Origin of the sequence: uncultured Microbulbifer sp. (genome assembly GCF_913055755.1) — a bacterium.
In the GTDB taxonomy this organism is placed as follows: Bacteria; Pseudomonadota; Gammaproteobacteria; order Pseudomonadales; family Cellvibrionaceae; genus Microbulbifer.
Map to the genome: position 1 here is coordinate 1 of NZ_CAJXKH010000043.1, position 25,270 is coordinate 25,270.

The window sequence follows — 25,270 nt, forward strand, 5'->3', positions numbered from 1 at the left end:
AGGGTGAATTCACCCTGACGGGCGCTGTAAGCAAAGTGCAGCAGCTTGTCGGATTCCTTCTGCAGATCCTCGCGGGTGCCGAGGTAGATATCGGCCCAGCGCTCTGCCCACTGGGCTTCCAGTTGCGGGTCGCGCGCGCCGTCCACCTCGATGCGGATTCGGGAACGGTGGCCGTGCGCGATACGCTGGCAATTGCCGTCGTGTTTTTTCAGGCCGTGGCTGTAGTGGTAGTAGGGGGTGTCGATGGCCTCGCTGGTAAAATCCAGTCGCAGCTGGTCGACACTGGTGGGGAAGACCCCATCGAGTTCGCCGACACACCAGCCCGCTACCGATTCCGGGGTAATGGACTCCACCGCGACCAGGGCAAACGCCTGTGCCGGGCCGCTCACGGAAATCGTTTCTCCGCTGTCGAGTTGCCAGTCCAGGTGGATGCCGTCTTCACTCTGTTCCAGTGTCAGCTGCGGTGCGCGGGTGGGCACCAGCAGGCGGTGATCCAGCTCCGTATCCAGCCAGTTGCGCAGAGTCTTCTTGACGATGCCGAAGTCGCACACCATGCCCTGCTCATCCAGTGCGCCATCGAGCGCTGCATTGGCCAGCCAGGTTTCGCCAACAATGCCGCGGCTGCGGTGGAGATAACTGAAATCCACGTTGGTGAGGCTGTCGACAAACAGGTGCATAGATTTTCCGGGTAGAAAGTGGCTGAACAGGTGACTGAAGGGCCCGGATCCGGGCGCGGCACAGTATAGCTTTTTGCCGTGGCAAATTGGCGCTTTGCACGGAGGATTTTCTCGCTTCGAAGCACGCCGCGAGAATGCGGCTGGCCGTCGAGGGAAAATCGGAGGCAAATTGGGGCTGGAACCTGGCGCCTGGAGTCTCTATAATCGCGCCCTCTTCGAGCGCAGGTCCCCCTGTTGGCGACCGCATCTCACAGATGCTAGCCTGATTGCTCGAGCGTGATGGCGGCCCTTCCGGTCTCCTCGCAATGATCAGCTGTGAACCCCGCCAGGCCCGGAAGGGAGCAACGGTAGCAGTGACATCATGTGCCGGGGGTGTGCTGGTTGGGCTGCCTCCAATTCCCTCTCTTCAATTCATTACTTTCCCCCCGATACCCTGGTTTCCAGAGGTTGCTGTATCCAGCGCCAGTTGCGAGACATTTCTCCAAGAAAAGACTGATGTGGGGAATTTTGTGCCGATGTTGGGCGTGCAGGGCGCTACCACAGCCCGTGCCGATGACTCTGTGTGCTATAAAACGACGACAGAAAGAGCGTATTGGGGATTTTTCTGTCTTCAAATCGACCCTTCTCCCTTGGGAAAAAGCAAATAAAACAGAGGACGCTGATGAAAAAGCTAGCGCTGGTTATTGCCGCGACCATGGCTGTTTCCGCCTGTGACAATCGCAATTCAGAGCAGGGGGCCGCGCAACAGGCGACGGCTCCGGCACCTGCCGCGGAGGCCTCTCGTGGCCCGGACGATAATACGGGTACCACGGCCCAGACAGATGCCGCCAGCGGCAGTCTTACTGCCGCAGATGCCAAGGCATTCCTGGATGACGCGCAGGCCCAGCTGGCGAAGATCTCGGAAGAGGTGAGTCACGCGAGCTGGCTGGCTGCTACCTACATCAACGTCGACTCCCAGTTTACCGAGGCCCTGGCGGTGGAGCGCGCGACCACGCTGGCGGTAGAGCTCGCCCAGGAGGCGGCGAAATTTGACAATGTGGACCTCGACCCGGAGACCCGGCGTGCGCTCACCATGCTCAAGCAGAGCCTGGTATTTCCTGCACCTAAGGATCCAGAGCTGACCGCCGAACTGGCACAGATCGGTTCCAAGATGCAGGGCATGTACGGCGCCGGCAAATACTGCACCGGAGAGGGCGACAGTGAAAAGTGCCTGACCCTCACCGAAATGGGCCAGATCATGGCGAAGAGCCGCGACCCGAAGGAGTTGAAGGATCTGTGGGTAGGCTGGCGAGAGGTCGCTCCGCCCATGAAGCCGCTGTACGAGCGCCAGGTGGAAATCGGCAATGCCGGCGCACAGGAACTCGGTTACGACAACCTGAGCGTAATGTGGCGTTCCAAATACGATATGGAGCCGGATGCCTTTGCCGCCGACATGGACGCCCAGTGGAACAAGGTGAAGCCGCTGTACGAAGCTCTGCACTGCCACGTGCGTGCGAAACTGAACGAGCATTACGGCGACGAGGTGGCACCGGCCCAGGGCAAGATCCCCGCACATCTGCTCGGCAATATGTGGGCGCAGCAGTGGGGCAATGTTTATGACATCGTCAAAGACGACGACATGCAAGCGCCCTACGACCTCACCGAGCTGGTGGTTGATTCCGGGATGAGCGAGCAGGATATGGTCAAAGTCGGGGAGAAATTCTTCACCTCTCTCGGCTTCAAGCCGCTGCCCGAAACCTTCTGGGAGCGTTCGCAATTTACCCAGCCCCGCGATCGCGACGTAGTCTGTCATGCCAGCGCCTGGAACCTGGATAACGTTGACGATATCCGTATCAAGATGTGCATCAACAAGACCGGCGAAGACCTGGTCACCATCCACCACGAACTGGGGCACAACTTCTACCAGCGCATCTACAACCAGCAGCCGTTCCTGTACAAGGAAGGTGCCAACGATGGTTTCCACGAGGCGGTGGGTGATACCGTTGCCCTGTCCATTACGCCGAAATACCTGAAAGAAATCGGCCTGCTGGACGAGATTCCCGGCGAAGACAAGGATCTGGGCTATCTGATGCAGCAGGCGCTGGACAAGATTGCGTTCCTGCCGTTCGGTTTAATGGTCGACAAGTGGCGCTGGCAGGTCTTTAACGGCGAAGTGCAGCCGGAAGACTACAACAAGGCGTGGTGGAAACTGCGTGAGGAATACCAGGGTGTGGAAGCACCGGTGGCACGCAGCGAAGCCAATTTCGATCCGGGCGCCAAGTACCATATCCCGGGGAATACCCCCTACGCGCGCTATTTCCTTGCCCACATCCAGCAGTACCAGTTCCACCGTGCGCTGTGCGATGCCGCTGGCGAAACCGGTCCGCTGCACCGCTGCTCCATTTACAAGAACGATGCCGCCGGCAAGAAACTGCGCGATATGCTCGCCATGGGGGCCAGCAAGCCGTGGCCCGATGCGATGGAAGCGCTGACCGGCCAGCGTGAACTGGATGCCTCCGCGATCGTGGATTACTTCCAGCCATTGATGGCATACCTGCAGGAGCAGAATAAAGACCGCCAGTGCGGTTGGTAAGCCAACTGTCCCAAAAGCCCGGCATGGTTATCCATGCCGGGCTTTTTTTTGCTCGCATTCAAATGTTTCTCAGATATTGTTTGAACTGCTCTGCAATATGCGAGAAGCAGTTTCCACTTACATTCATATCAAAAAGTAGCGGCGGCGGTGAGCCAGAGTTTATCGGTATCCACACTGAAGTCGTCCGCGCTGTAACGGCTGTACTTCAGGCTCAGGTTGACCCCGGCGAGGGTATAGGCCGCGAGGAAACCCTGCTCGCTTCCGAGTTTGTCCATACCGGAAACACCGGAATCGTCGGAACTCAGCTGGTGGTAATTGACCGCGAGTTTTATCCCGGCAAGGCTGGTGCCGGCAGACAGGTAGACATCTTCAATGCCGCCGGCAATGTTACCGGTACCGCCGCCGAGAAACTTGTCGTTCCAGCCCTGGAATTTATGCAGGGTCGCCAGTGGCGTGATGAACTGTCCGTCGCTGCCGTCTGCCCCTAGCAGCTCATAGCCAGCAGCCAGTGTTACCGAACCCACTTTGTAGCTGCCTTCCGCCAGCAGGTAGTCCGCGGTGTAATCCGCCGGGTTATCCGCTGCGGCGGACTGGGTGGCATATTCCAGCGCATAACTCAGGCTGCCCTGACCGCCGGCAAAACGCAGGCCGTAGGTATCGGTGGAAAAGGCCAGGGCGTCTTGATTGTCGATCAGGTACGCGTACCCGCTCAGGGCGCCGAGGGGCAGCCCCGCGTATTTGGCGTTGAGCAGATAGGTATCGTTGGTATGGTCGCCTACTGGGCTGTCTTCACCAAAGATACGGTTTACGTTGTGTATGTGCGCCATAAACAGCGTGGTATCGGCAAGGCTGTTGTCGGTTACGCTGAATGCATCGTAAGTCTGCTCGTTCTGGCGAAAGCCGACGCCGCCGACAAAGCGCTGGTTGTCCAGCAGGATGCGCTGGCGGCCGTATTTCACACTGGTCTTCCCCAGCTGGTAGGCAAGAAATGCCTGGTTGACCTCGGTACCCTCGGGGTCGCCGACGCCGCCTTCAAATTCCGTGATATGGGTGACGTCATCCATCTCGATTACGGTGCTGAAGCCCTGGTAGGCGGCAGACGAAAAGGTCAGGCGAGTTTTAAGGCTGGTGAGGTCTACATCGCTGCCGGCGGTGTCGACCATTTCCGTACGTGCGCGGAAGCTGAGGGATACATCCCCCTGGCTGAGGGCATCGCCGAAGCTGGTGACCGCAGGCGCCTGGTCCCCGGCCACTTCCTGCGCGAGAACCGGTGTCGCTGCGAGAGTGCCGATGGCCAGTGCGAGCAGCTGGCGCGGCAGGGTGGTTATCAGTGTATTGGCAGTCAGAAGGTTTTGTTTTTTCATCTAATTGTCCTCGGAACGGAAAATCGGTTTTTATTGAGTATTTTTTTCGTGAACTTGTGTCAGGCGGCGTCCTCTACGGTCTCCACTGCAGGTCGCGAATGCTCGGCGGACGCGGTTTGGGGTGCATCCGGTTTGTTCTCCACCGGCTTGGTTGCCGGAACATCCGGCTGGCTGTGGCGTTCGTGCAGAAACTTGAGCACTCTCGCTCGGTACTGGTTGTAGAGTGCGTCGTCTGCCAGTTCCAGGCGGTGACGGGGACGCTCAAGGTTTACGTCGAGAATTTCGCCGATGGTTGCCGCCGGGCCATTGGTCATCATCACGATACGATCGGAAAGCAGCACCGCTTCATCGACGTCATGGGTGATCATGATGACGGTGTTGTTCAGCTCCGCCTGGATTTCCATCAGCGAGTCCTGCATGTGTGCTCGGGTCAGTGCATCCAGCGCGCCGAAGGGTTCATCCATCAGCAGAACCTTGGGTTGCATTGCCAGCGCGCGCGCGATACCCACCCGCTGCTTCATCCCACCGGAGATTTCCGCCGGGCGCTTGTGCATGGCGTGGCCCATGTGCACCAGATTCAGGTTGTGTTCGATCCACTCGCGCATTTCCGTTTTGGAGCGGGATTTGCCGAATACCTGCCTGACCGCCAGCTCCACGTTTTCGTATGCCGTCAGCCACGGCAGCAGGGAGTGATTCTGGAATACCACAGCGCGCTCCGGCCCCGGTTCGGTTACCTCCCTGCCGTTCAGGATGACACCGCCGCGAGTGGCCTGGTAAAGGCCCGCCACCACATTCAATACGGTGGACTTGCCGCATCCGGAGTGTCCGATCAGGGAGACAAATTCACCCTGGGAAATTTTCAGGTTCACATCCTTCAGTGCGGTGAAGCTGCCCTTGGGAGTGGGGAATTCCATGTCGATATGGCTGATATCCAGTAATACACTCATGCTTTGCTCCAATTTTGAGTATTCGTTTCTGCGCGAAGGGGATTGGCTGGTTACTGACTGATCCCTTTGTCCCAGGAGACCAGTTTCTGCAGCGCGAGCATGCCGCGGTCCAGCAGAAAGCCGATGGCGCCGATAACCAGCACTGCGGCCATGATGCGCGCCAGTGAGTCCGAACTGCCGTTCTGGAATTCATCCCACACAAACTTGCCCAGTCCCGGGTTCTGGGCCAGCATTTCCGCTGCGATCAGTACCATCCAGGCCACACCGAGCGACAGCCGCATACCGGTGAAAATCATCGGCACCGCAGCCGGCAGGACGATTTTCTGCACGTGCTTGAGGGCCGGCAGTCGCAGTACCTTGGACACATTGACCAGGTCGCGATCGATACCGGCAACGCCCACGGCAGTGTTGATGACCATCGGCCACAGACAGCACAGGGTTACCGTAATCAGCGAATTGAGAAATGATTTCGCGACCACCGGATCCGGGGTGCTATAGAGGGCCGACACCACCATGGTGACCAGCGGCAACCAGGCCAGGGGTGATACCGGCTTGAATACCTGGATGATCGGGTTGACCGCACTGTTGAGTGCCGGACTCAAACCTACCGCGATGCCCAGAGGGATCGCGATGGCCACCGCCAGAAGAAAGCCGCTCATAACCGTCACAAGGCTGGTAACGATCTGGTCGAGAAAGGTTTCCTTGCCGGTATAGGCGCGAATTTTCGGCACGTAGTCCGGGTCTTTGGCGACCCGTTCCGCATTGCGCACCTCCTGTCGCTCATAGAAAGCGCGCTCCTTTTCCCGCGAGCGCTGGTGCTCCTGGTACAGGGCATCAAACTGTTCGGCAACGGCCGCAGGTCCGGGAAACTTCCCCAGTGACGTATCGATACGCTGCGCGGTGACCGACCACAGCAACAGAAACACCAGAATGCCTGCCAGTGGCAGCGCCACATATTTGATGGCACTTCCCAGGAATCTGCTGTCGAGCCTCGGCAAACGAATCCCGGTAAGTTTCTCTGTTGCAAGGGTAGTGGCTGTCATGGTGCGGTTACCTCAATGGTTGTGTTGGAGCTATCCCGGTTTTTACCTGCCGGACCCGCAGGCCCGGCAAACTGCGCCTGGTGTCAGAGCTTCTGGCCGGACTTCAGGCCAATGGGGAATTTCTCGATGTAGGCATTGGGTTCATGGCCGTTGTACACAATGCCGTCGATGAAGTGGGTCTGCGGATCGCGGAAACCATCTTCGGTGGCAAAGTCCGGAAATTGCTCGGGCTTGGCCAGCTTTTCGGCAATCAGGGATTTCGCGGCAGCCTCATAGATATCCGGGCGATAGACTTTACTTGCGAGATCCTTGTACCAATCGTCGGATTTGTCTTCCGGAATCTGGCCCCAGCGGCGCATTTGTGTCAGATACCAGATGGCGTCGGAGTAGTAGGGATAGGTGGCGTTGTAGCGGAAGAAGACATTGAAGTCGGGCACTTCGCGCTTGTCACCTTTTTCGTATTCGAAGGTGCCGGTCATGCTGTTGGCAATTACTTCGTAGTCGGCGCCCACATAATTCGACTGGGACAGAATCTTCACTGCTTCCGGGCGGTTGGCATTGTTGTTTTCATCCAGCCACATGGCCGCGCGTATCAGTGCGCGGGTAAGGCGCACGGTGGTATTGGGGTACTTTTCCGCAAACTCCCGGGTGATTCCGAAAACCTTTTCCGGGTTGTCTTTCCAGATCTCATAGTCGGTAACCACCGGCACGCCGATATCCTTGAATACCGCCTGCTGGTTCCAGGGTTCGCCCACGCAATATCCGTAGATGGTGCCCGCTTCCAGTGTGGCCGGCATTTGGGGCGGCGGCGTAACCGAGAGCAACGCATCTGCTTCCAGTTGTCCGGAAATGTCGCCCTTGTGGGGGGCGTAATAGCCCGGGTGGATGCCACCGGCGGCGAGCCAGTAACGCAGCTCATAATTGTGGGTGGAAACCGGGAATACCATGCCCATATTGAAGGGCTTGCCGTCGGCCTTGTATTTTTCCACTACCGGTTTCAGCGCATCCGCCTTGATCGGGTGTACCGGCTTGCCATCTGGCTGCTTGGGTATGTTGGCCTTCATCTGTTCCCAGATATCGTTGGAGACCGTAATGCCGTTGCCGTTCAGGTCCATGGAGAAGGGGGTAATGATGTCCGCCTTGGTGCCGAAGCCCATGGTGGCGGCAATGGGTTGTCCCGCCAGCATGTGGGCACCGTCCAGGCGACCGTCGATGACGCCGTCCAGCAATACTTTCCAGTTGGCCTGGGCTTCGATGGTGACGTAGAGGCCCTCGTCCTCGAAGAATCCCTTCTCGTATGCGATGGCAATGGGCGCCATATCCGTAAGTTTGATAAAGCCGAAGGTCAGCTCCTCTTTTTCCGGGTAGCCCAGTTCCTCAGCAGCTACCGGTGCTGTACTCAGGGCGGTGCCGGCAAACAGTGCAAGGGCACCGGCCAGTTGTTTCAAGGATTTTTTCCATTGCATTTGATGATCTCCCCAGTTTTCAAGTTGCGAAATAAGTTCTGTGTCAAAAAATGGAGCGCAAAAAAAAAGCGCCCATCGATTGGCTGCCGGTCGGGCAGGTATCGATGAGCGCCTGTGCTCTGGGCAACCATTCGCGGTTGCGACTTTTTTGATGTTTGGTCTTCGTTCTTAAACGCCGACCTGAAATTAAATTTTCACCAGCGATTGTGTTTCGCCTACGCAGCGATCTTTGCGAAGAGTGTGCCAACTTTTCTTGCTCCGGCTTCTGCCATGCTGCTTTGGCCGGTTATATGGGCGCCGTTTTCAAGGCGCGGCTCCGCCGCGCCAAGAGGGCGCAAGTGACTGTTAAACAATAAGTTTTACCCGAAGGTTTTATCTCTGGATCGAGCGTCGTGCAGGGGATTTTGCTGTCTTGGCAGTTTTCGCCGTCGCTGTTTTTTTGGAGGATTTTTGCGTCAGCAAGTGGATGGCGGGTGTCTCTGGCGTGCACCACAATCAGTGCGCGAGCGATAGTGAAGTATTTTTCTGGTGCGCGGCAGATTTTGCCGTGGCGGTTTTCGGTGCGAAATACGTGTCAGGATTGGTGCGTGCGCTCCATCAGCGGGCGAGCCTCGAATGCGAGGCCGCGCAGATTTTCCAGGAATAAAAAAGGGCCGGGCATGCTAGCCCGACCCCAATGGCAAGTCTGTTGCTGACGGTGTAATCAGAACTTGTAGTTCAGTGAAACGCCGGTGAGCCAGGCTTCCAGGTTGGTGGTGCCACCGTTGAAGTAGGTTCCCAGGGTGCCGGCAGATGTAGGTAGTGCTGAGAACTCCTGAATAGTCTCATCGTCACCCCACAGGTAGGCGAGACCGCCATCGATGCTCAGCTGGTTGTTGAACTCATAGGTGCCGCCAAAGGTCACCCACTGGCGGTCGGCATCGGGAATGGACAGGGTGCGCCAGGTTACCGGCAGGCCGGCGCCGAAGCCGAATTGTGCGGTCTCATTGACCGCATCTTCGTTCAGGCCATCGCGGGCGGCGCCCTCGTCATAGGCATAGCCAACGCGCCAGGTCACTTCATCGCAGGGGTAGTACTCCAGACCCAGGCTGTAACGCCAGCCGGATTCAAAGTTTTCCTCTTTGATATGCAGCGGGTTGTAGTTGGGGATTGGAGCGCCACCGGCGGTCTGATCCGGGAAGAAGGCTTCCAGGCGCTGGAAGTCATCCCAGTCGGTCCACAGGGCACCCACTGCCACACCCCAGTTGTCGCTGAAGCGGTGGTACAGGCCGAGTTCCAAGATGTCTGGCAGGTCCAGGGTCAGGTCTGCTTTTTCCCCGGAAAAGGTGCCGACGATCTGACCGCTGTTGTTGAACGCCGGCAGCAGGTCGGAATCCACATCGGCGTCGATTTCCGGATCCATCTCGGACTGATAGGAAATACCCACGCGGGTGCGGCCGTCGACACTGCGCCAGATGGCACCAATGGCCCAGCCGTAGTCCCAGTCATCGCCATCGGCATCGAGAATTCTGGCGTCCGACAGGCTTGGGTCGATGATAAAGTCAGATGGCACTTTGGATTCCAGGGTGGCATCTGCATACAGGAAGTTGGCGGAAATGCCCACGCTGAACTGGTTGTTGAAGTCGAATGCGACGGATGGCGCAATATCGACGGAAATCAGTTCGGTCTTGTCGGCGATGTGGGTTACCGGCCAGTCGGCGTCGAAATCGGTTTCCAGACCATAGTCGGTGTTGATGGCGAGGCCAAAGGACCAGCAGTCGTTAAATGGTACCGCGAGGTAGGCATTGGGCACCCAGGCACTGCTGGCATAGTCGTCTGCGGTTGCGAACAGGGGTTCTGCGAGCAGAAACGGTCCAGCTTCGGTCCGCGCGTAATATTCGGTGTAGCCCGCGGCGTCAATTTCCGGGTTGACATAGGTCGCGCCGCCGGAAATCGCGATTTCATTGAATAGTGCCGAACCGGCAGGGTTGCGCGCGAGAATTGCGGCGTTATCGCCGATGGTGTTTTCTGCCGCGAACGCGCGGCCGAGGCCGGAACTGCTGGACTCCTGGAGCCCGAAACCGGCAGCCATGGCGCCGCTGGAAAAGACGCCGCCGGACACGGAACAGATCGCTGCGGCCAATGCGGCTTTGCGCAGAGTTTTGATAGTCATGAGGTCCCACTCTGTTGCTGAAAATAATGCCAATGCAGTGACGCTTTCACTTCGGCTTTGGCAGTGAAGCTTTTTCAGAATACATTTGCTTCAAGCAAACCTATTCCCTGTAGGATGATTTTAGCAGTGCGAAATTTACGCACGGGAATAAAGCCGCGACTTTATAGAGGCAATGAGCGGGAAAATCTACGCTTTGACGTGATTTTTTTGCAGAGTGTGAGGAAATTTTTTCGATTATTTTTTTACGCTAACGGGATTTCCATCAATGGATAAATTTGTCAGGGTGATTTGGTAGCTTTTGCCATTATCTTCACGCTGCATAAGCTTTACGAGGGCGTAATTCCATTCGGGCGCAAACCAGATGTTGGTGACGCGCGCGGCATCCTGTGCGCGCACGCGCTGGACCTTGATGGTATCTACCAAACCCATTGGCGTTTTGATTTTTTCCCGGCCGGCAATGCGAAATTCATAGTGACGGATTTTTTTGCCGTCAGCGACATCGTATTCCAGCGTCTTTTTTCCCGCCGCGACATCCAGCGCCAGTTGTAACTGGTAACTGATTTTGTCCTGGATGTGTGCCGGGGCATTTTCGATGGTGCGGGATTTGTCGTGGACGTTTACCACCCGCTGCTGTGCGTTTTCAAAGTTGAGTGCGGTGTGGCGATCCCGGCCGAGGCCGGATTTCTGGTAATCATAGTGTTGCGGGGTGAGGCGGTTGCCACTTTGGGAAAAACGCGAGTACTCCTCGATTTTTGCAAACATGGAGTGGGCGGAAAAATCCAGTCTCCAGTTGTCGGGGGTGCCACTGAGTTTGCGCTCGGCGGTGACGCCAAAGCCGCTGAATTCCGCCTGGTAGGTCGCGGTAAAGGGCTGCAGGACGGTGCTGTCAGCTGAGGTTGAAACGGAGTCGGAAGAGGCGACCGCCAGCGGGGCGGTGAGGAATGTGCAGAGAAAAGCGGTTAAAGCGGCTGCTGTGATTCGGAGCAAGGTTACACCTCCGGTCTGAGTCTCAAGTTCCATTGATCCAGACCGGAAATGTAGCCGGCCTGGTTACTCTGTTGCTGGCGTTTCCGTACTGTTGATGCGCTTGCCATGGCGCGGTAACAGTTCGCCGTCCAGCTCGGTACGGTCGCCAACCATCCGCAGGCGCCCCTGGGCAAACCAGCGGGCGGCGAGCGGGTAGATTTTATGTTCCTGCACCTGTACGCGCTGTGCAAGGGATTCCGCACTGTCGTTCGCGAGTACCGGCACACTGGCCTGGACGATGGGCGGACCGCCATCCAGCTCTTCGGTGACAAAGTGCACGGTTGCCCCGTGCTCACTGTCGCCGGCATCCAGCGCACGCTGGTGGGTGTGCAGGCCCTGGTACTTTGGCAACAGGGACGGGTGTATGTTCAACAGGCGACCGCTGTAATGGCGCACAAACCCGGGAGTCAGGATACGCATAAAGCCCGCCAGGATCACCAGGTCCGGACGGTAGGCATCGATCGTCTCGATCATCGCCTGGTCAAAACTTTCCCGATCAGTGAAATCCCGGTGGCTCAGTACCGCGGTTTCCACACCGGCATCCGCTGCCCGGGTCAGACCATATGCTTCACCTTTGTTGCTGACTACAGCCTGAACGGCGTATTCGCATTCGGGTCTGGCGGCGTCGTCGAGCAGCGCCTGGAGGTTGGTGCCGCTGCCGGAAATCAGTACGACAACCCGGCAACCGCCAGCCTGTGGTGCAAGAGAGGAGTCTGACATGGTCGTGTTACAGTCCCTGCAGTACCACGGCTTCCGCGCCCTCGGCAGCTTCTTCGATGCTGCCGACGATAAACGCGTCCTCGCCCAGGCCCTTGAGGGTTGCAATGGCGCGGTCGGCATCTTCTGCCGGAACGCAGATCACCATGCCTACGCCGCAGTTGAAGGTGCGGTACATTTCCCGGCTTTCGATATTGCCGGCTTCCTGCAGCCAGCGGAACACCGGCGGGAACTCCCAGCTGTTGGTGTTGATCACGGCACTGGCATTTTCCGGCAGAACCCGCGGCAGGTTCTCCAGCAGGCCGCCGCCGGTGATATGGCTGAGGGCGTTGACCTGCACGCTCTTCATCAGCTCCAGCAGGGACTTCACGTAAATCCGCGTCGGCGCCATCAGGGATTCCGCCAGGGTTTTGCCTTCCAGGTCTTTCTGCAGGTCGGCGCCGCTGATTTCCAGCACCTTGCGAATCAGGGAGTAGCCGTTGGAGTGGGGGCCGGAGGCGCCCAGGCCGATCAGCTTGTCGCCGGCCTTGACCTTGCTACCGTCGATGATGCCGGACTTTTCCACCACGCCGACACAGAAGCCGGCCAGGTCGTAGTCGTCACCTTCGTACATGCCCGGCATTTCAGCGGTCTCGCCGCCCACCAGCGCGCATCCCGCCTGGCTGCAGCCCTCGCCGATACCGGTGACCACATCCGCGGCAACGTCGACATTCAGCTTGCCGGTGGCGTAGTAGTCGAGGAAGAACAGGGGTTCGGCACCGGCGACCACCAGGTCATTCACACACATGGCCACCAGGTCGATGCCGATGGTGTCGTGGATGCCCAGGTCCATGGCCAGGCGCAGCTTGGTGCCGACGCCGTCGGTGCCGGACACCAGAACCGGCTCTTTATAGCCGCTGGGCAGCTGGCACAGGGCGCCGAAGCCACCGAGCCCGCCCATGACCTCAGGGCGTGTGGTGCGCTTGGCCACATGCTTGATGCGCTCAACCAGGGCATTGCCCGCGTCGATGTCGACACCGGCATCTTTATAGCTGAGGGAAGGGCTCTCGGAAGGAGAGGTGGGCTTGGAGTCGCTCATGGTTCAACCTGTTAAGGGCCTGTTTGGAAGGGCGCGTATTCTAGTGGAAAATTGCTCAATTGTGCGAACTGAAGGCTGGGCGAATCAGCCGACACTGATACAATAGCCACAATTTTGATCATTGCGGGCCATTTCTGGATGTTCCGCAGTACCGAGGCCCGCCACAGGGCAACCCAGAATAAGAGGTAAAGGGGAACTCCGATGCCACTGCCGATCCACCCCCGTGTTGTACTCTACGGCCTGTTTTTCCTGCTGGCACTCGCCTGCCTGCAGCCCGCGCAGGCGCGGGTGATCCCGGATTTGTACGAAATCGTCGAGGCGGTGCCGAGCCGCGGCGCCACCGACCGCGCCAATGCCAGCAGCCGCGGCCTGGAGCGCATCTTCGTGCGGGTCACCGGAGACCAGAATATCGGCAGTGACCCGAAACTGGCACCGGTTCTCAAGGATGCCCGCAAGTACCTGCAGGTGTACCGCTACGACAGCGAAGACAACCAGCTTTACCTGCACCTCAGCTTTGACCCGCAAGCCGTGAATGAACTGGTGCACCAGCTGCAACTGCCGCTGTGGCCCAACAACCGTCCGGCCACCCTGGTGTGGATGGCGGTGGACAGCCTGCAGAGCGGGCGCGACAGCCTGCGCCAGGAAGACTACCCGGAACTGTTTGGCCTGCTGGATAGCCTGGCCCTGGAGCGCGGCCTGCCGCTGGAATTCCCGGTGATGGATCTGAATGACCAGCGCAATATGCCGCTGGGCAGCCTTTGGGTGCAGGACGAAGCTGCGGCGCAGAAAGCCGCGGTGCGCTACCGTCCCGACGCGTCCCTGATGGGCCGCCTGCTGCAGACTTCCGGCCAGCGCTGGCAGGCCAACTGGCTGCTGATCCACGGCGGCCGCAGCTATGCCTTTGACGCCAGCGGCAGCTCCATGGAGGAGGTGGCGCTGCGCGGTATCAACGAGGCTGCGAACCTGATGGCGGAGCGCTACGCCGTGCGCGCAGGCGGCACCGGTGTCGCCAGTGCGGTGCAGGTGGAAATATCCGGCATCCGCAGTTTCGCCGCCTACAGCAAGGTGACCAGTTATCTGCAGGGGCTGGCCCAGGTCAGCGCTGCGGATGTGCTGGCGGTGCGCGGCGACCGGCTGATTCTGTCGCTCGCCACCAGCACCCAGTTGGAGAGCCTGCGCGACGTGCTGGCCCTGAACCGCAACCTGCAGCTGGATGCGGAAGGTCCGGTAGACCTGACCGGCTACCGCGCGCCCCTGGGCAGCGCGCAGAACCCCCTGCGTTACCACTGGCAGTAGTACCCGTGTCCGGTAGTCATCAGAAGAGCGGCGTGCCGCAACAGCTCTCGCTAGGTGTTTCCCTGCGTGACGACGCCACTTTTGCGAACTTTTACCAGGAGCCCGGCGATGCCAATCGCCAGGTGGCCGACCTGTTGCGGGACTTTGCCAGCGGCGCCAACCCGGAGCCGGTGGTTTACCTGTGGGGGGAGTCCGGCAGCGGTGTGACCCACCTGCTGCAGTCGGTGTGCCAGGTGGCGGAGGCCAGTGGCCGCTCGTTTCAGTACCTGCCGCTGGAAGACCTGATCGAGGCAATTCCGGAAGTCATGTTCGACGGTCTCGACCAGCTGGACCTGGTGTGCATCGACGACCTGCAGATGGTAGAGAACCGCGCGGACTGGCAGGAGGGGCTGTTCCACCTCTACAACCGCCTCAAGGACAGTGGCCGGCAGCTGCTGCTGGGGGCGCGCAAGTCTCCCCGGGGGCTGGACCTGCAGCTGGCGGATCTGCGCTCGCGCCTGCAGTGGGGGCTGATCTTTCAGTTGCACCCGCTCAGCGATGCGGACAAGATCGCCGCCCTGCGCCAGCGCAGCCGCCTGCGCGGCTTTGACCTGCCGGAGGATGTGGCCCAGTACATCATTCATCGCGCACCGCGGGATACCCGCGCACTGTTCGCCTGCCTGGAGCAGCTGGACCGGGCTTCCCTGGAGGCCCAGCGCAAGATCACCATTCCCTTCGTAAAGCAGGTTCTGAATATCTGATCCTCTGCCTGTCGCTGGCAGTTTGGCATTTCCTTCTACACTTTAAGCATTAGTGTGACTTTGGCCGCCGGCCGGCCTGCAGTGGAGGAGTGTTATGTCCCGTGTTGCCCGTTCCCATTTCCCCTGGTCTCTGGTTGCGGTGGCGCTGATGGGCAGCATGGCGCTGTCGGCCAGCGCGGAAACTGTGGTGAGTGTCCTGCGGCTCGATGACAAGGGGGTGGGCACCATGCTGGGCACGGTCACCATCACCGAGACCCGATACGGCCTGGTATTTACCCCGAAACTGAAAGGGTTGCCTTCGGGGCTGCACGGCTTTCATCTGCATGAGAATGGCAGTTGCGAGCCGGCAATGAAGGACGGCCAGCTGGTCCCGGGGCTGGCGGCGGGTAGCCACTACGATCCGAAAAAGACCGGCAAGCACGGGTTGCCCTGGGGCGATGGCCACCTGGGGGACCTGCCGGCACTGTATGTCGACAGTGATGGCAATGCCTACGAGCCGGTGCTGGCGCCGCGCCTGAAAACGAAAGACCTCAAGGGCCGAGCGCTGGTGATTCACGCCGGTGGCGACAACTACTCGGACCAGCCCAAGCCGCTGGGTGGTGGCGGTGCGCGCTTTGGTTGTGGCGTAATTCAGTAAGCGGCGGCACTTCCATAGTTCCCATCTTCGCACTGGCTGTCGACGACTGAGCCGTCGACAGGCCGGAATTGCGGATCGAAGCAGCGCGGCAGCGGCCATCTCGGCTTGCGCACGTTGAGTCCCTGGGTCGTCGAGCAGGGCTCGGGGTAACCGGGTACACACCAGTTCACCGGGGCAGCCAGCGGCGCGTTGTTTTGGCTGTGGCGATAGTCGGACACCGCCTTGTACACCAGGCGCCGCGCGCGGCTGAGGCTACCCAGCGGCTCCCATTCCCCGACCCCGTTCCAGGGGTTCATGGACAGGTTTTCACAAAACGTCTGTTGCGCGCTTCCGGTAAAGGTCTGCGGCGGTATGCGCACGCGGGCGATTGACTGGAATGGCGACTGTGATTCCGGCCAGATTTCGGTGGCGTCATCCAGCGGCATGGCGGTTTCGTCGGTTTGCGGCTGTACCATGAAATCGAAACAGGCTGCGCCGGTCTCCAGAGTGTCTGCCATCTGTCGGGTAAGGAAGTCATCACCGCTCTGGTCGACGGTGACCTCGTAACGGCTGCCGGGGCAGGGCCGGGCGGAAAACTTCAGCGGGGTGTTGCCGAGGCGATAGGGCAGCATGGAAAAATACTGTGCAGCCAGCGGTGTGTCGATGCGGGAGGAGACGGTCTGCCGGGCGCGGATGGTTTCCCTGAGGTGCAGCCGCGGCGGCCACAGGCTGACAAACCAGCCGGTTTTGTCCAGCCTGGCCAGGTGCTGCATGTTCTCCGCGTAGTCGTGGATATTGCGGTTAAAAAATGCCGGGGTGTTGGTCATGATGAAGTCCTGGCTGCCGCTCGCGCCCAGCTCGGGTGCAACCGGTGCGCCCTCCGCGCCCATCACTTTTATTGCCATGCCTCGGGCATCCGGTGTCGCGTCCGGCTGTACCAGCATGTCGCCGTTGGAGAAGCGTATCCAGGCCTGGTATTCGCGGCCGGGTTCCGCAAACAGGCTGTGGCGAAATTCATCGGGAATATCCGCGTTGACGGTAAACCGGGCGCGCACGCAGCCGGTGGCTTTGGCATGGGCATCCCGGCGGAATGTCTCGCCGTTGTGCGCTTGAGCGATGCGGGAGACTTCCCGAGCGGAATTGATCGCCGAGAGTATCGCGACCTTTTCCTCCAGGGAAATGTTCATGCCCAGGTCGTCCAGTTCGCTGGCCGGTGCCGCGGCCTGGTCACTGGCGCGGAGCATGGGACTGAAAGTGAGCAGCGGGGCGATCATTGCTGCGGCTAGCGCACAGGGTAATGTTTTCACAGCACGGCCTCCCCGTCGTTGCGCACCAGGTGCGGGGCGTTTTCGCTGGAATGGCGGTAGGGCGCACAGGCCATTTCGCCGCCGGGGCTGGCGGGCGGGGGCGAATATTGATCCCAGTTCTGCGGGTCGCCCCCGAGGGCTGCGGAGAAGTCCGGATTTCCCAGCACCTTGATGTATTCGATCAGTGCCATCCGCTGCTGTTCGCTCAGGCGATCACCGATGCGGCCCTTTTCGTCCACATCCGTGAACAGGTGGCCGCTGTTGTGGTTACCTTCTACGGTGGTGTCGAACTCGAAATTTCCGCGGCGCAGGTCGGTGACATACCCGAGTTTTTGCGGGTTGTATTCGCGGTTTCCGACACCGAAGCGGGCAGGGCGGGACTCCCGTGGCGACAGCAGGTCGTAAATGGTGGGCACCGAGCCGTTGTGCAGGAATGGCGGCGTGGCCCATACACCGTGCAGTGGGCGCGCCTTGTAGGCGGTGTGATTGGCGATGCGGAAGGGCACGTTCAGGCCGTCGTAATCCGCGATACCGTTGTTGTCGCTGGAAATATCGTTGTTTTTGTACAGTACCGGCAGAAGCTGGTTGATCAGCAGCTGCAGGCCGTCGCCGGCGTTGACCTTGGGGGCTCCCGGCGGCAACAGTGGGCCGGCCAGATATTGTTTTGCGTTGTAATTTTCCGCGGCTTTGGGGTCGGTGCCGATCACCTTGATGTCAATCCAGGGGACGGACCAGATGGTGCTGCGCCAGTCCTCGCGCACCGGGCGGTTTTCCTCGTCGTAGGAAACCTGGCCGGACATATCCCATTGCCAGTTCACGTCGTTCTGCGCTGCGGGGTTGGCTTGCGGGCTGTCGGCCAGTGACCAGCGGTAGGGTTTGGAGATATGCGGGCCGTGGCAGTGGGCGCACTGGTCCGCAAACAGGTGTTTGCCCGCGCGGGCCTTGTCTAAATCAATTTCTCCGAGCACATCCTCCGGCCATTTCGGCGGCTTCAGTTTGCGCAGGGTTGTCTCGATACACTGCATGCCCTGAATGTCGATGGTGGATTGTCCGAACTCCCCCGGCGGCAGCAGTGCCCCGGCTTTATCCACCAGCTTCACCGGTGCCATTACCCCGAGGCTCTCGCCCACGTTGCGCGCCATCGCCTGGTTGGTGAAGCCGGTGTACTGCACCCAGTCAAAGCGCCAGATATCCCACAGGAAGGGGTAACTGACCGGCGCATCGGCGTTCTTGTAGTTTTCTTCGATCCCCAGGTTGTACCCGAATACCACATTGCCGATGCGGCCCACGGCATCGGTGCGGCCGCGGCCTTCGGTTACCGGGAAGTGCTCGTCGTTGCCGGGACCATCCGCAAATTCAAAAAAGCGCTCGCGGAATGCGGCAAAGTCGCGCTTCAGTTGTTTGCGTTTCTCTCTGTCGTCGCCGGCGATTGCATCCGCAAAGCGGTTCCACTTGGCGAGGTTGTATTTCATTTCCAGGGTGCTGGCACCAACCGAGTAGGTGAACTCTCCGGGGGCGCCGGTGGACATGCCGTGGATGGCCTGTCCGCCATCTACCCGCAGCGCGGTGCCCTTGTAATGTAGCTCGCCGGTATGACACAGGGCGCAACCCAGATCCAGGCGGTAGGCGTTGGCCTGCGGATTCCAGTGCTTGCTCATCCCCACCGGATAAGCTCCGGATTCGCTGCCGGCCTCGTCGCTATCGACAATAAAGCCCCATCCGCGCAGGTTTTTCTCCGTGGCCAGCTTTTCGTTGGAAAACGGCAGTTCCAGGGCCGCGAGCCATTCGTAATGCAGGCCCTGCAGTTCTGTGCCCTGGGGCGTGTTGTAGAACAGGGCGCGGTCTTCGTCGCTCCAGCCCTGATCCAGGTAGCGGACTTCGCTGATGGTTTCGCTGGTGATATTGGGCTTCAGGAACTGGTGTGCGATGGAGCAGCCAGCCAGTGCGCTGGCGGCTATGGCCATGGTTATCAGTATCCAGCGGGTAGACTTTACTCCTCGTTTACCCTGGCTGGTGTGCCCCCCAGTGTTTGCACCGGTGTTGCGCCCACGGCGCAGGAGTGTGCGTAGTAAATCCATTTCAGCAACTCTTGGTATCGGTTTTTGTTTTGTCTGTTTTTATTGCGCTGGCGTGAGCCAGACTTTTGGCGGGGCTATTGTATAGCGCTCGCCAGTACAAAAAAAAGCCGGCCCCAATTTTCCGGGGCCGGCTTTTTAAGGCGTGGAGCGGGCTGGCGATGTGCCAAGCCCGTATTTAGTACATTGTGGTGGCCGATCAGGAGCCGGACTTGGTCTCCTGTACCCATTCGTCCACCAGCTGTTCCAGTACATCCAGTGGAACAGCGCCATTGGCCAGCACCACGTCGTGGAATTCGCGGATGTCGAATTTATCTCCCAGTTCCTGTTTGGCGTTTTCCCGCAACTCGAGGATTTTCATCATGCCGATCTTGTAGGCGGTTGCCTGGCCGGGCATGACGATATAGCGCTCGATGGCTTTTACCACATCCCCGTGAGGGTTGGGGCTGTTTTCCGCGAGCCAGTCGATGGCTTCCTCGCGGGTCCACTTCTTGCTGTGCATGCCGGTGTCCACCACCAGGCGGCATGCGCGCCACAGCTCCATCGCCAGGCGGCCGAAATCTGAGTAGGGATCCTGGTAAAAACCGATTTCTTTCGGTACCAGTTCCGTATACAGCCCCCAGCCCTCGGTGTACGCGGTGTAGCCGCCGAACTTGCGGAACTTGGGCACATTTTCCAGTTCCTGCATGATGGACAACTGCATGTGGTGTCCCGGAATACCCTCGTGGTACGCGAGCGCTTCCATCTGGTAAGTGGGCATGCTGCTCATCTTGTACAGGTTGGCATAGTAGATGCCGGGGCGCGAGCCGTCCGGTGCGGGGCGCTGGTAAAACGCTTTACCTGCGGATTTCTCCCGGAAGGGTTCCACCGCCTTCACGATCAGGTCGGCTTTCGGTTTGGTGATGAACAGTTCGTCCAGGCGCCCCTTCATGGTGTCGATGATGGCGGTGGCTTCCTTCAGGTAGCGCTGCTTGCCTTCCTCGGTTTCCGGGTAATAGAACTGTTTGTCGGTGCGCATGAATTCAAAGAATTCCTGCAGGCTGCCCTCGAACTCCACCTTCTTCATGATCTCACGCATTTCATCGTGAATGCGCTGCACCTCTTCGAGACCCTTCTGGTGAATCTCCTCGGCAGTCATGTCGGTGGTGGTGTAGACGTTCAGGCGATGCTGGTAGAACTCGTCGCCGTCCGGCAGCTTCCAGGCGCCATCGTCGGTGGTGGCCGTTTTCTCCAGCTCGCCCAGGTAGCCGATCAGGTTCTGGTAAGCCGGCTTCACATTTTCCAGCATGGCGGTTTTGGCCTGTTCGATCAGTGCAGCCTTTTCTTCGTCACTGATATTGAGTTTGTCCACCTTGCCTTTGAAGTCGGCGAACAGGGTGCTGTCTTTACCGTCGTCGAAAGGCGCACCGGTAATCAGATTTTCGCCGTCGCTGATGACATAGGGGAACACGAACTTGGGCACGATCACTCCGGCATCGGCGCGCTCCTTGAGGTTCGCGATCAGCTGTTCGAAGTGTGCCGGGAGGCCGTTCAGGCGGGAGATATAGGCTTCCGCGTCGGACACGTCGTCAACGCGGTGCTGGTTGATCAGCAGGGAGGCCACACTGGTGTGGACCGCATACATCTGGTTCACCGGGTAGGTGTGCAGGCGCCACTTGTAGCCCTCGATATCCTGTTCGTGATTGCGGATCGCCAGTTCCAGTGACAGGCGGGTGGCGTCGTCGAGTTTGCTCGGGTCGATTTTCTTCAGCTCTCGCAGCTGGCGCTTGGTGATTTCGAACGATTCTTTTTCAAACGCCGGCGAAATGTCATTCCACTTACCGTAGTCCTCTTTCATGCCCAGGAATGTTTTGAACTCCGGGCTGCGGGCGAGGAATTCCTGAAATTGCTGTTCGAACAGCTCATTGGCCGCAGCAATGGCAGCGGTATCTCCGCGGTCGGCTTGTTTGGTTTCGCTGGTGGCTTCTGTGGCCGTCGCCGGTGCAGTGTCTGTCTGGGGGGCGACTTGTGATTGCGGCTCTGATTGTGGCTCTGGGGGCTTCTGCTGCTCCCGGTCGCATCCTGTCATGGTAAGCGCGCTTATGGCTGCGGCCAGCAGGGTCACTTTCAATTTCATGGTGGCTACTCATTGATGAAAGGAAACGTGTACGTCAGTGTGAGACGTAAGTCGTCGAATAAAGTTTATCGCGAGGAAAGTTGTAACGAGATAGGCGCGGTTATACAAATTTTGTGCGCGATAGTGGGGCTTATGTACGAAAAAGTGTGCACAAAAAAGCGGGCCCGGGGGCCCGCTCTAGCGTGTGCTACCTGGCGGTAACTCAGGCGAAGTTCTGGTTCACGAAGTCCCAGTTCACCAGTGCCCAGAAAGCTTCCATGTACTTCGGACGCGCATTGCGGTAGTCGATGTAGTAGGCGTGCTCCCATACGTCGCAGGTCATCAGCGGGGTAACGCTGCTGTCGGTCAGCGGGGTTTCCGCATTGGAAGTGTTGACGATGGCGACGGTGCCGTCGGCCTTTTTCACCAGCCAGGTCCAGCCGGAACCGAAGTTGTTGACCGCGCTGTTGGTGAATTCTTCCTTGAACTTGTCAAAGGAGCCGAAAGCGGCATTGATGGCGTCAGCCACGGCGCCGGTGGCTGCACCGCCGCCGTTCGGGCTCAGGCAGTTCCAGTAGAAGGTGTGGTTCCAGATCTGGGCCGCGTTATTGAATACGCCGCCGGAAGAGGACTTGATCACGTCTTCCAGGGATTTGTCGGCGTCCGGGGTGCCTTCCAGCAGGCCGTTCAGCTTGTCTACGTAGGTCTTGTGGTGCTTGCCGTAGTGGTACTCCAGGGTTTCCTGGGAGATGTGCGGCTGCAGGGCATCCATAGCGTAGGGAAGCTCGGGGAGAACATGTGCCATGTAGTATTCCTTCCTTTTGATGGGACCCCTATCCGACCACTGGTCCGATACAGGTCAGTTATTGGTGAAGCGCATTCTACACGCGCCAGAAGTCATTATTAAGCGGTTGGACTGGCCAAAAGGTTCCAAATGCGCAGGTATTGTAGAATATTCGGCCTGCCACGGGGCTGGCGTCTAAACTTGTGTTCAGGTTGCTTACTTTTTCGGCAGTTTTTGGTATAACTTGCCGCTGTTTTCAACCAGAATTCTACTGACGGGCACTTCTGGCCCGTCGGTCAGTCTCACTGGCACAGAGACCGCATTCAACGCAGATACAACCGCAGGAAAGAGAAATCATGCAACGCAGAGAGCCCACCCTGGACGGCAGCAGCCCGTCGCTGGACCCTCAGACCGCCAATGGCCCCATCGGTGGCCAGCGCTATCGCACCCAGGCGCCGGCGCCCGCAGCGGATCCCGAGCCCCGCAGTGGCGGCGGATCCTCATTCCTGGCAATCGTGGCGCTGTTGCTGGCAATGGCCGGCCTGGGCGGCGCCGGCTTCCTGTACACCCAGTGGCAGGAGACCCGGGTGCAGCTGGTGGATGCGGAAGGCCGTATTCAACAGCTGGAGAAACGCTTCGAGATGTCCGGCGAGGAGTCCGCGGCATCCGTTGAAGTACTGAATGCCAAGGTCAAGGAGAACGCCTCCGAGATCCGCAAACTGTGGGGTGTGTCTTACGATACCAACCGCAAGAATATTTCTGCCAACCAGTCCGCGGCAGCGTCCAACAAGAAAGAGATCGCTGCGCTTTCGAAGAAGATCGGTAACCTGGACGGTGCCCTGAAAAAAGTGGCGGCGCTGGAGAGTGAGCTGGCGAAGCTGAAAGAGTCCACCGTCAGCGCATCCCGCGACACCAAGGACACCGTGGCCAAACTGGAGCGCCAGCTGTCTTCCGTGCGCTCGGACCTGACCATGCGTGTGGGTGCCAACGAAGAGGCGATCCAGTCTATCGACACCTATCGCCGCACCGTGAACAAGGACCTGGTGCAGTTGCGCGATGCGATTCGCAGCCTGCAGAGCAGCTCCACCACGGCTTCCGCGCCGTAATGTGAGCCCTGTTACGCCGAGCTGTTGTGTCGAGTTGACGCAGCGGCCACAGTAGCAAGGCAGTCGCAAGGCGTACCCGGAAACGGGTGCGCCTTTTTCGTGCCTGCGACCCCGCAACCAAACTGGTCACAGTCAGTTCCGAATCTGGCTAGTCTCTCCCGCCCGCAACCCATACACTGGCCGCAGATTTTTCCGGGGCCACAACCGTGCAACTCGATCCTTCCATCTGTAGCAGTGCCAGGCTTGCCCGCGACAAGCGGTTCGACGGGCGCTTTTTTACCGCAGTGAAAACCACCGGTATCTTCTGCCGCCCCATTTGCCCCGCGCGGCCGCCACTGGAGCGCAACGTGGAGTACTTCGGCACCGCGGCAGAGGCGGCCGCGGCCGGCTACCGCCCGTGCCTGCGCTGCCGGCCGGACGCCGCCCCCGGCAGCCCCGCCTGGGGGCTGGTATCCACCACGGTGCAGCGGGCCCTGAACCTGATGCGCGCCGAGCGCGAGGCCATGTCCATCGAGCAGCTGGCGGAACGCCTCGGTATCACCAGTCGCTACCTGCGCAAGCTGTTTGCGGAACATCTGGGGATCAGCCCGTTGCAGGTGTGGCAGGCAGAGCGTGCGCTGTTTGCGTTCAGCCTGCTGCGCGATACCCGCCTGCCGGTTGCCGAAATAGCCCTGGAGGCGGGGTTCAACAGTCTGCGCCGGTTCAATGACGTGTTCAAAACGGTCTACCGGCGCACGCCGTCAGAAGTGCGGCGCGAGCAGGGGGGGACCGCCAATAGCGATGGCAGCGCCACGCGGCTTTACCTGGGCTATCGGCCGCCGTTCGACTGGCCCGGCTTGCTGGCGTTTTTTGCCGCTCGCGCACTACCGGGTGTGGAGCAGGTCCTTGCGGAGGAGAAGGATCCCGACGGCGCCGTGTACCTGCGCAGCTTCTGTCTGGCGGGGCGTCGCGGCTTGCTTGAGGTGCGACACCAGGCCGACAAGAAGCGCCTCGCGGTAGATGTCTATGCGGAAGGCTCCGGTGCAGTGCTGTACCAGGTGCGGGAAAAGATCCGCAGGCTGTTCGACCTGGACGCGGACAGCGAGGAGATTTCCGCGCACCTGGCGCGCGACCCGCAGCTCGAGGTCGTGCTCCGCCAGTCCGCCGGCGTGCGCCTGCCCGGCGCCTGGGATCCGTTTGAATACGCATTGCGGGCCATTCTCGGCCAGCAGATTTCCGTGGCCGCGGCCACCACCATTGCCGGGCGTTTGGTGGCGCAGTACGGCGAGGTGTTTGCGGGGCCGGACGGGCAGGAGGTACGCATTTTTCCCACGCCAGAGCAGCTTGCGGGCGCAGACTTCTCGGGACTCGGGGTTACCCGCACCCGCGCGCAGACACTGCGCAATTTCGTTGCCGCCACCGGGGCGGGCGAGATCGATTTCCGCGAACCGGAGCTGGCGCGCTGGTGCGAACAGATGACCGCGCTGCCGGGTATTGGCGGCTGGACCGCCCAGTACACCGCGATGCGCGGGCTCTCGATGCCGGATGCCTTCCCCGCCTCGGACCTGGGTATCCTGATCGCGCTCGGCGACGGTGACAAAAAATCCACCCCGAAGCAGGCACTGGCACGGGCCGAAGCCTGGCGTCCGTGGCGCGCCTACGGGGCGCTGCTGTTGTGGCAATCTCTCCAACCGAGGAAGTCTTGATGATCTGCTATTCCCTGTACCCCAGCGCGTTCGGTGAACTGGCGATTGCCGCCAGCGACAGCGGTCTGGTGGCGATCGACCTGCAAACCGGCCAGCGGCCGCTGGTGGCCAAGCGCGAATGGCAGCGGCAGGCAACGTCGCTGACCGACGCGGCGGCCGCGCAATTGCAGGCGTATTTCGCTGGCGAACGGCAGGTGTTTGACCTGCCGCTGGATGCTGCGGGCACCGATTTCCAGCGCGGTGTGTGGCAGTCGCTGTGTGCCATCCCCTACGGTGAGACCCGCAGTTACCGCGAGCTGGCGGAGGCCATTGGCAATCCGAAAGCGGTGCGGGCGGTGGCCCGGGCCAATGGCGCCAACCCGCTGTCCATTGTGGTGCCCTGTCACCGGGTGATCGGTGCCGACGGTACCCTGACCGGCTATGCCGGGGGGCTGGAAATGAAGGCGCGGCTGCTGGCGCTGGAAGGGGCGCTGATCGGCTGACCTGCCCTGCGGTCTGGCCCGCTTCGGGGAGGCAAAAAAAAG

Annotated in this window: 21 protein-coding genes and 1 other RNA gene; 9 read left to right on the forward strand and 13 right to left on the reverse strand. The window is 59.8% G+C overall.

What is annotated here, in order from left to right; translation table 11 throughout:
- Positions 1-677, reverse strand: a 677-nt coding sequence (locus tag QZ511_RS08995; RefSeq protein WP_295801817.1) for a 6-carboxytetrahydropterin synthase, incomplete at its 3' end; no start/stop codon positions are given.
- 289 nt (positions 678-966) lie between these two features.
- Here QZ511_RS08995 and ffs point away from each other — a divergent pair.
- An RNA gene (ffs, locus tag QZ511_RS09000) (signal recognition particle sRNA small type) lies at positions 967-1,063 on the forward strand.
- Between the two features lie 275 nt (positions 1,064-1,338).
- Entirely contained in the window at positions 1,339-3,249 is a 1,911-nt protein-coding gene (locus QZ511_RS09005; protein WP_295801818.1) for a M2 family metallopeptidase, read from the forward strand.
- Positions 3,250-3,377: 128 nt separating this feature from the next.
- On the opposite strand, the gene QZ511_RS09010 is transcribed toward QZ511_RS09005, so the two are convergent.
- The 4 genes from QZ511_RS09010 to QZ511_RS09025 all read right to left on the reverse strand — a co-directional run bounded on the left by QZ511_RS09010 (position 3,378) and on the right by QZ511_RS09025 (position 8,069).
- Positions 3,378-4,613: an alginate export family protein gene (locus QZ511_RS09010; RefSeq protein WP_295801822.1), complete on the reverse strand. Its 1,236-nt coding sequence runs from the start codon at positions 4,611-4,613 to the stop codon at positions 3,378-3,380.
- Positions 4,614-4,672: 59 nt separating this feature from the next.
- On the reverse strand, positions 4,673-5,560 hold the full coding sequence (locus tag QZ511_RS09015; RefSeq protein ID WP_295801824.1) for an ABC transporter ATP-binding protein: 888 nt from the start codon (positions 5,558-5,560) through the stop codon (positions 4,673-4,675).
- A 50-nt stretch (positions 5,561-5,610) separates the two neighbouring features.
- Complete coding sequence (locus QZ511_RS09020) at positions 5,611-6,603, reverse strand: ABC transporter permease (RefSeq protein ID WP_295801826.1); 993 nt, start codon at positions 6,601-6,603, stop codon at positions 5,611-5,613.
- 83 nt (positions 6,604-6,686) lie between these two features.
- A complete protein-coding gene (locus QZ511_RS09025; protein WP_295801827.1) occupies positions 6,687-8,069 on the reverse strand; it encodes a CmpA/NrtA family ABC transporter substrate-binding protein in 1,383 nt (460 codons plus the stop codon).
- 412 nt (positions 8,070-8,481) lie between these two features.
- Here QZ511_RS09025 and QZ511_RS09030 point away from each other — a divergent pair, with 412 nt between their 5' ends.
- Positions 8,482-8,715 (forward strand): hypothetical protein, encoded by a 234-nt coding sequence (locus QZ511_RS09030; protein WP_295801829.1) that lies wholly within the window; start codon positions 8,482-8,484, stop codon positions 8,713-8,715.
- A 57-nt stretch (positions 8,716-8,772) separates the two neighbouring features.
- On the opposite strand, the gene QZ511_RS09035 is transcribed toward QZ511_RS09030, so the two are convergent.
- From QZ511_RS09035 to purM, 4 genes are all read right to left on the reverse strand, one after another.
- Positions 8,773-10,221 (reverse strand): outer membrane protein transport protein, encoded by a 1,449-nt coding sequence (locus QZ511_RS09035; protein WP_295801831.1) that lies wholly within the window; start codon positions 10,219-10,221, stop codon positions 8,773-8,775.
- A 234-nt stretch (positions 10,222-10,455) separates the two neighbouring features.
- Complete coding sequence (locus QZ511_RS09040) at positions 10,456-11,208, reverse strand: DUF3108 domain-containing protein (protein ID WP_295801833.1); 753 nt, start codon at positions 11,206-11,208, stop codon at positions 10,456-10,458.
- 63 nt (positions 11,209-11,271) lie between these two features.
- Complete coding sequence (gene purN, locus QZ511_RS09045) at positions 11,272-11,967, reverse strand: phosphoribosylglycinamide formyltransferase (protein ID WP_295801834.1); 696 nt, start codon at positions 11,965-11,967, stop codon at positions 11,272-11,274.
- Between the two features lie 7 nt (positions 11,968-11,974).
- Positions 11,975-13,042 carry a phosphoribosylformylglycinamidine cyclo-ligase gene (gene purM / locus QZ511_RS09050; RefSeq protein WP_295801836.1) on the reverse strand — a complete coding sequence of 356 codons (1,068 nt, stop codon included), beginning with the start codon at positions 13,040-13,042 and terminating at the stop codon, positions 11,975-11,977.
- A 201-nt stretch (positions 13,043-13,243) separates the two neighbouring features.
- Between purM and QZ511_RS09055 the strand changes: the two genes are divergently transcribed.
- The 3 genes from QZ511_RS09055 to sodC all read left to right on the forward strand — a co-directional run bounded on the left by QZ511_RS09055 (position 13,244) and on the right by sodC (position 15,715).
- Complete coding sequence (locus QZ511_RS09055) at positions 13,244-14,338, forward strand: DUF2066 domain-containing protein (RefSeq protein WP_295801838.1); 1,095 nt, start codon at positions 13,244-13,246, stop codon at positions 14,336-14,338.
- 5 nt (positions 14,339-14,343) lie between these two features.
- Entirely contained in the window at positions 14,344-15,078 is a 735-nt protein-coding gene (gene hda, locus QZ511_RS09060) for a DnaA regulatory inactivator Hda (RefSeq protein ID WP_295801840.1), read from the forward strand.
- Positions 15,079-15,172: 94 nt separating this feature from the next.
- Positions 15,173-15,715, forward strand: a complete 543-nt coding sequence (sodC, locus tag QZ511_RS09065) for a superoxide dismutase [Cu-Zn] SodC (RefSeq protein WP_295801843.1) — start codon at positions 15,173-15,175, stop codon at positions 15,713-15,715.
- Here the strand turns inward: sodC and QZ511_RS09070 are convergent.
- The 4 genes from QZ511_RS09070 to QZ511_RS09085 all read right to left on the reverse strand — a co-directional run bounded on the left by QZ511_RS09070 (position 15,709) and on the right by QZ511_RS09085 (position 21,976).
- Positions 15,709-17,001, reverse strand: a complete 1,293-nt coding sequence (locus QZ511_RS09070) for a catalase family protein (RefSeq protein WP_295801845.1) — start codon at positions 16,999-17,001, stop codon at positions 15,709-15,711. The genes sodC and QZ511_RS09070 overlap by 7 nt on opposite strands.
- The gene (locus tag QZ511_RS09075; protein ID WP_295801847.1) at positions 16,998-18,965 is read right to left on the reverse strand and encodes a di-heme-cytochrome C peroxidase; all 1,968 of its coding nucleotides are present in this window, start codon (positions 18,963-18,965) and stop codon (positions 16,998-17,000) included. Before QZ511_RS09075 ends, QZ511_RS09070 begins: the two co-directional genes overlap by 4 nt.
- A 310-nt stretch (positions 18,966-19,275) precedes the next feature.
- A complete protein-coding gene (locus QZ511_RS09080; RefSeq protein ID WP_295801848.1) occupies positions 19,276-21,192 on the reverse strand; it encodes a DUF885 family protein in 1,917 nt (638 codons plus the stop codon).
- 202 nt (positions 21,193-21,394) lie between these two features.
- The gene (locus QZ511_RS09085; protein ID WP_295801850.1) at positions 21,395-21,976 is read right to left on the reverse strand and encodes a Fe-Mn family superoxide dismutase; all 582 of its coding nucleotides are present in this window, start codon (positions 21,974-21,976) and stop codon (positions 21,395-21,397) included.
- Between the two features lie 335 nt (positions 21,977-22,311).
- Between QZ511_RS09085 and QZ511_RS09090 the strand changes: the two genes are divergently transcribed.
- The 3 genes from QZ511_RS09090 (at position 22,312) to QZ511_RS09100 (ending at position 25,228) form a co-directional block, all read left to right on the forward strand.
- On the forward strand, positions 22,312-23,061 hold the full coding sequence (locus QZ511_RS09090) for a hypothetical protein (RefSeq protein ID WP_295801851.1): 750 nt from the start codon (positions 22,312-22,314) through the stop codon (positions 23,059-23,061).
- A gap of 206 nt (positions 23,062-23,267) precedes the next feature.
- The gene (locus QZ511_RS09095) at positions 23,268-24,746 is read left to right on the forward strand and encodes a DNA-3-methyladenine glycosylase 2 (RefSeq protein WP_295801852.1); all 1,479 of its coding nucleotides are present in this window, start codon (positions 23,268-23,270) and stop codon (positions 24,744-24,746) included.
- Entirely contained in the window at positions 24,746-25,228 is a 483-nt protein-coding gene (locus QZ511_RS09100) for a methylated-DNA--[protein]-cysteine S-methyltransferase (RefSeq protein ID WP_295801854.1), read from the forward strand. Before QZ511_RS09095 ends, QZ511_RS09100 begins: the two co-directional genes overlap by 1 nt.
- Positions 25,229-25,270 lie beyond the last annotated feature (42 nt).

Bases quoted from the DNA above. Each gene is read 5' to 3' on its own strand.
- QZ511_RS09005 (WP_295801818.1), top strand. From the start codon at position 1,339: ATGAAAAAGCTAGCGCTGGTTATTGCCGCGACCATGGCTGTTTCCGCC.
- QZ511_RS09010 (WP_295801822.1), bottom strand. From the start codon at position 4,613: ATGAAAAAACAAAACCTTCTGACTGCCAATACACTGATAACCACCCTG.
- QZ511_RS09015 (WP_295801824.1), bottom strand. From the start codon at position 5,560: ATGAGTGTATTACTGGATATCAGCCATATCGACATGGAATTCCCCACT.
- QZ511_RS09020 (WP_295801826.1), bottom strand. From the start codon at position 6,603: ATGACAGCCACTACCCTTGCAACAGAGAAACTTACCGGGATTCGTTTG.
- QZ511_RS09025 (WP_295801827.1), bottom strand. From the start codon at position 8,069: ATGCAATGGAAAAAATCCTTGAAACAACTGGCCGGTGCCCTTGCACTG.
- QZ511_RS09035 (WP_295801831.1), bottom strand. From the start codon at position 10,221: ATGACTATCAAAACTCTGCGCAAAGCCGCATTGGCCGCAGCGATCTGT.
- purN (WP_295801834.1), bottom strand. From the start codon at position 11,967: ATGTCAGACTCCTCTCTTGCACCACAGGCTGGCGGTTGCCGGGTTGTC.
- purM (WP_295801836.1), bottom strand. From the start codon at position 13,042: ATGAGCGACTCCAAGCCCACCTCTCCTTCCGAGAGCCCTTCCCTCAGC.
- QZ511_RS09055 (WP_295801838.1), top strand. From the start codon at position 13,244: ATGCCACTGCCGATCCACCCCCGTGTTGTACTCTACGGCCTGTTTTTC.
- sodC (WP_295801843.1), top strand. From the start codon at position 15,173: ATGTCCCGTGTTGCCCGTTCCCATTTCCCCTGGTCTCTGGTTGCGGTG.
- QZ511_RS09075 (WP_295801847.1), bottom strand. From the start codon at position 18,965: ATGGCCATAGCCGCCAGCGCACTGGCTGGCTGCTCCATCGCACACCAG.
- QZ511_RS09080 (WP_295801848.1), bottom strand. From the start codon at position 21,192: ATGAAATTGAAAGTGACCCTGCTGGCCGCAGCCATAAGCGCGCTTACC.
- QZ511_RS09085 (WP_295801850.1), bottom strand. From the start codon at position 21,976: ATGGCACATGTTCTCCCCGAGCTTCCCTACGCTATGGATGCCCTGCAG.
- QZ511_RS09090 (WP_295801851.1), top strand. From the start codon at position 22,312: ATGCAACGCAGAGAGCCCACCCTGGACGGCAGCAGCCCGTCGCTGGAC.
- QZ511_RS09100 (WP_295801854.1), top strand. From the start codon at position 24,746: ATGATCTGCTATTCCCTGTACCCCAGCGCGTTCGGTGAACTGGCGATT.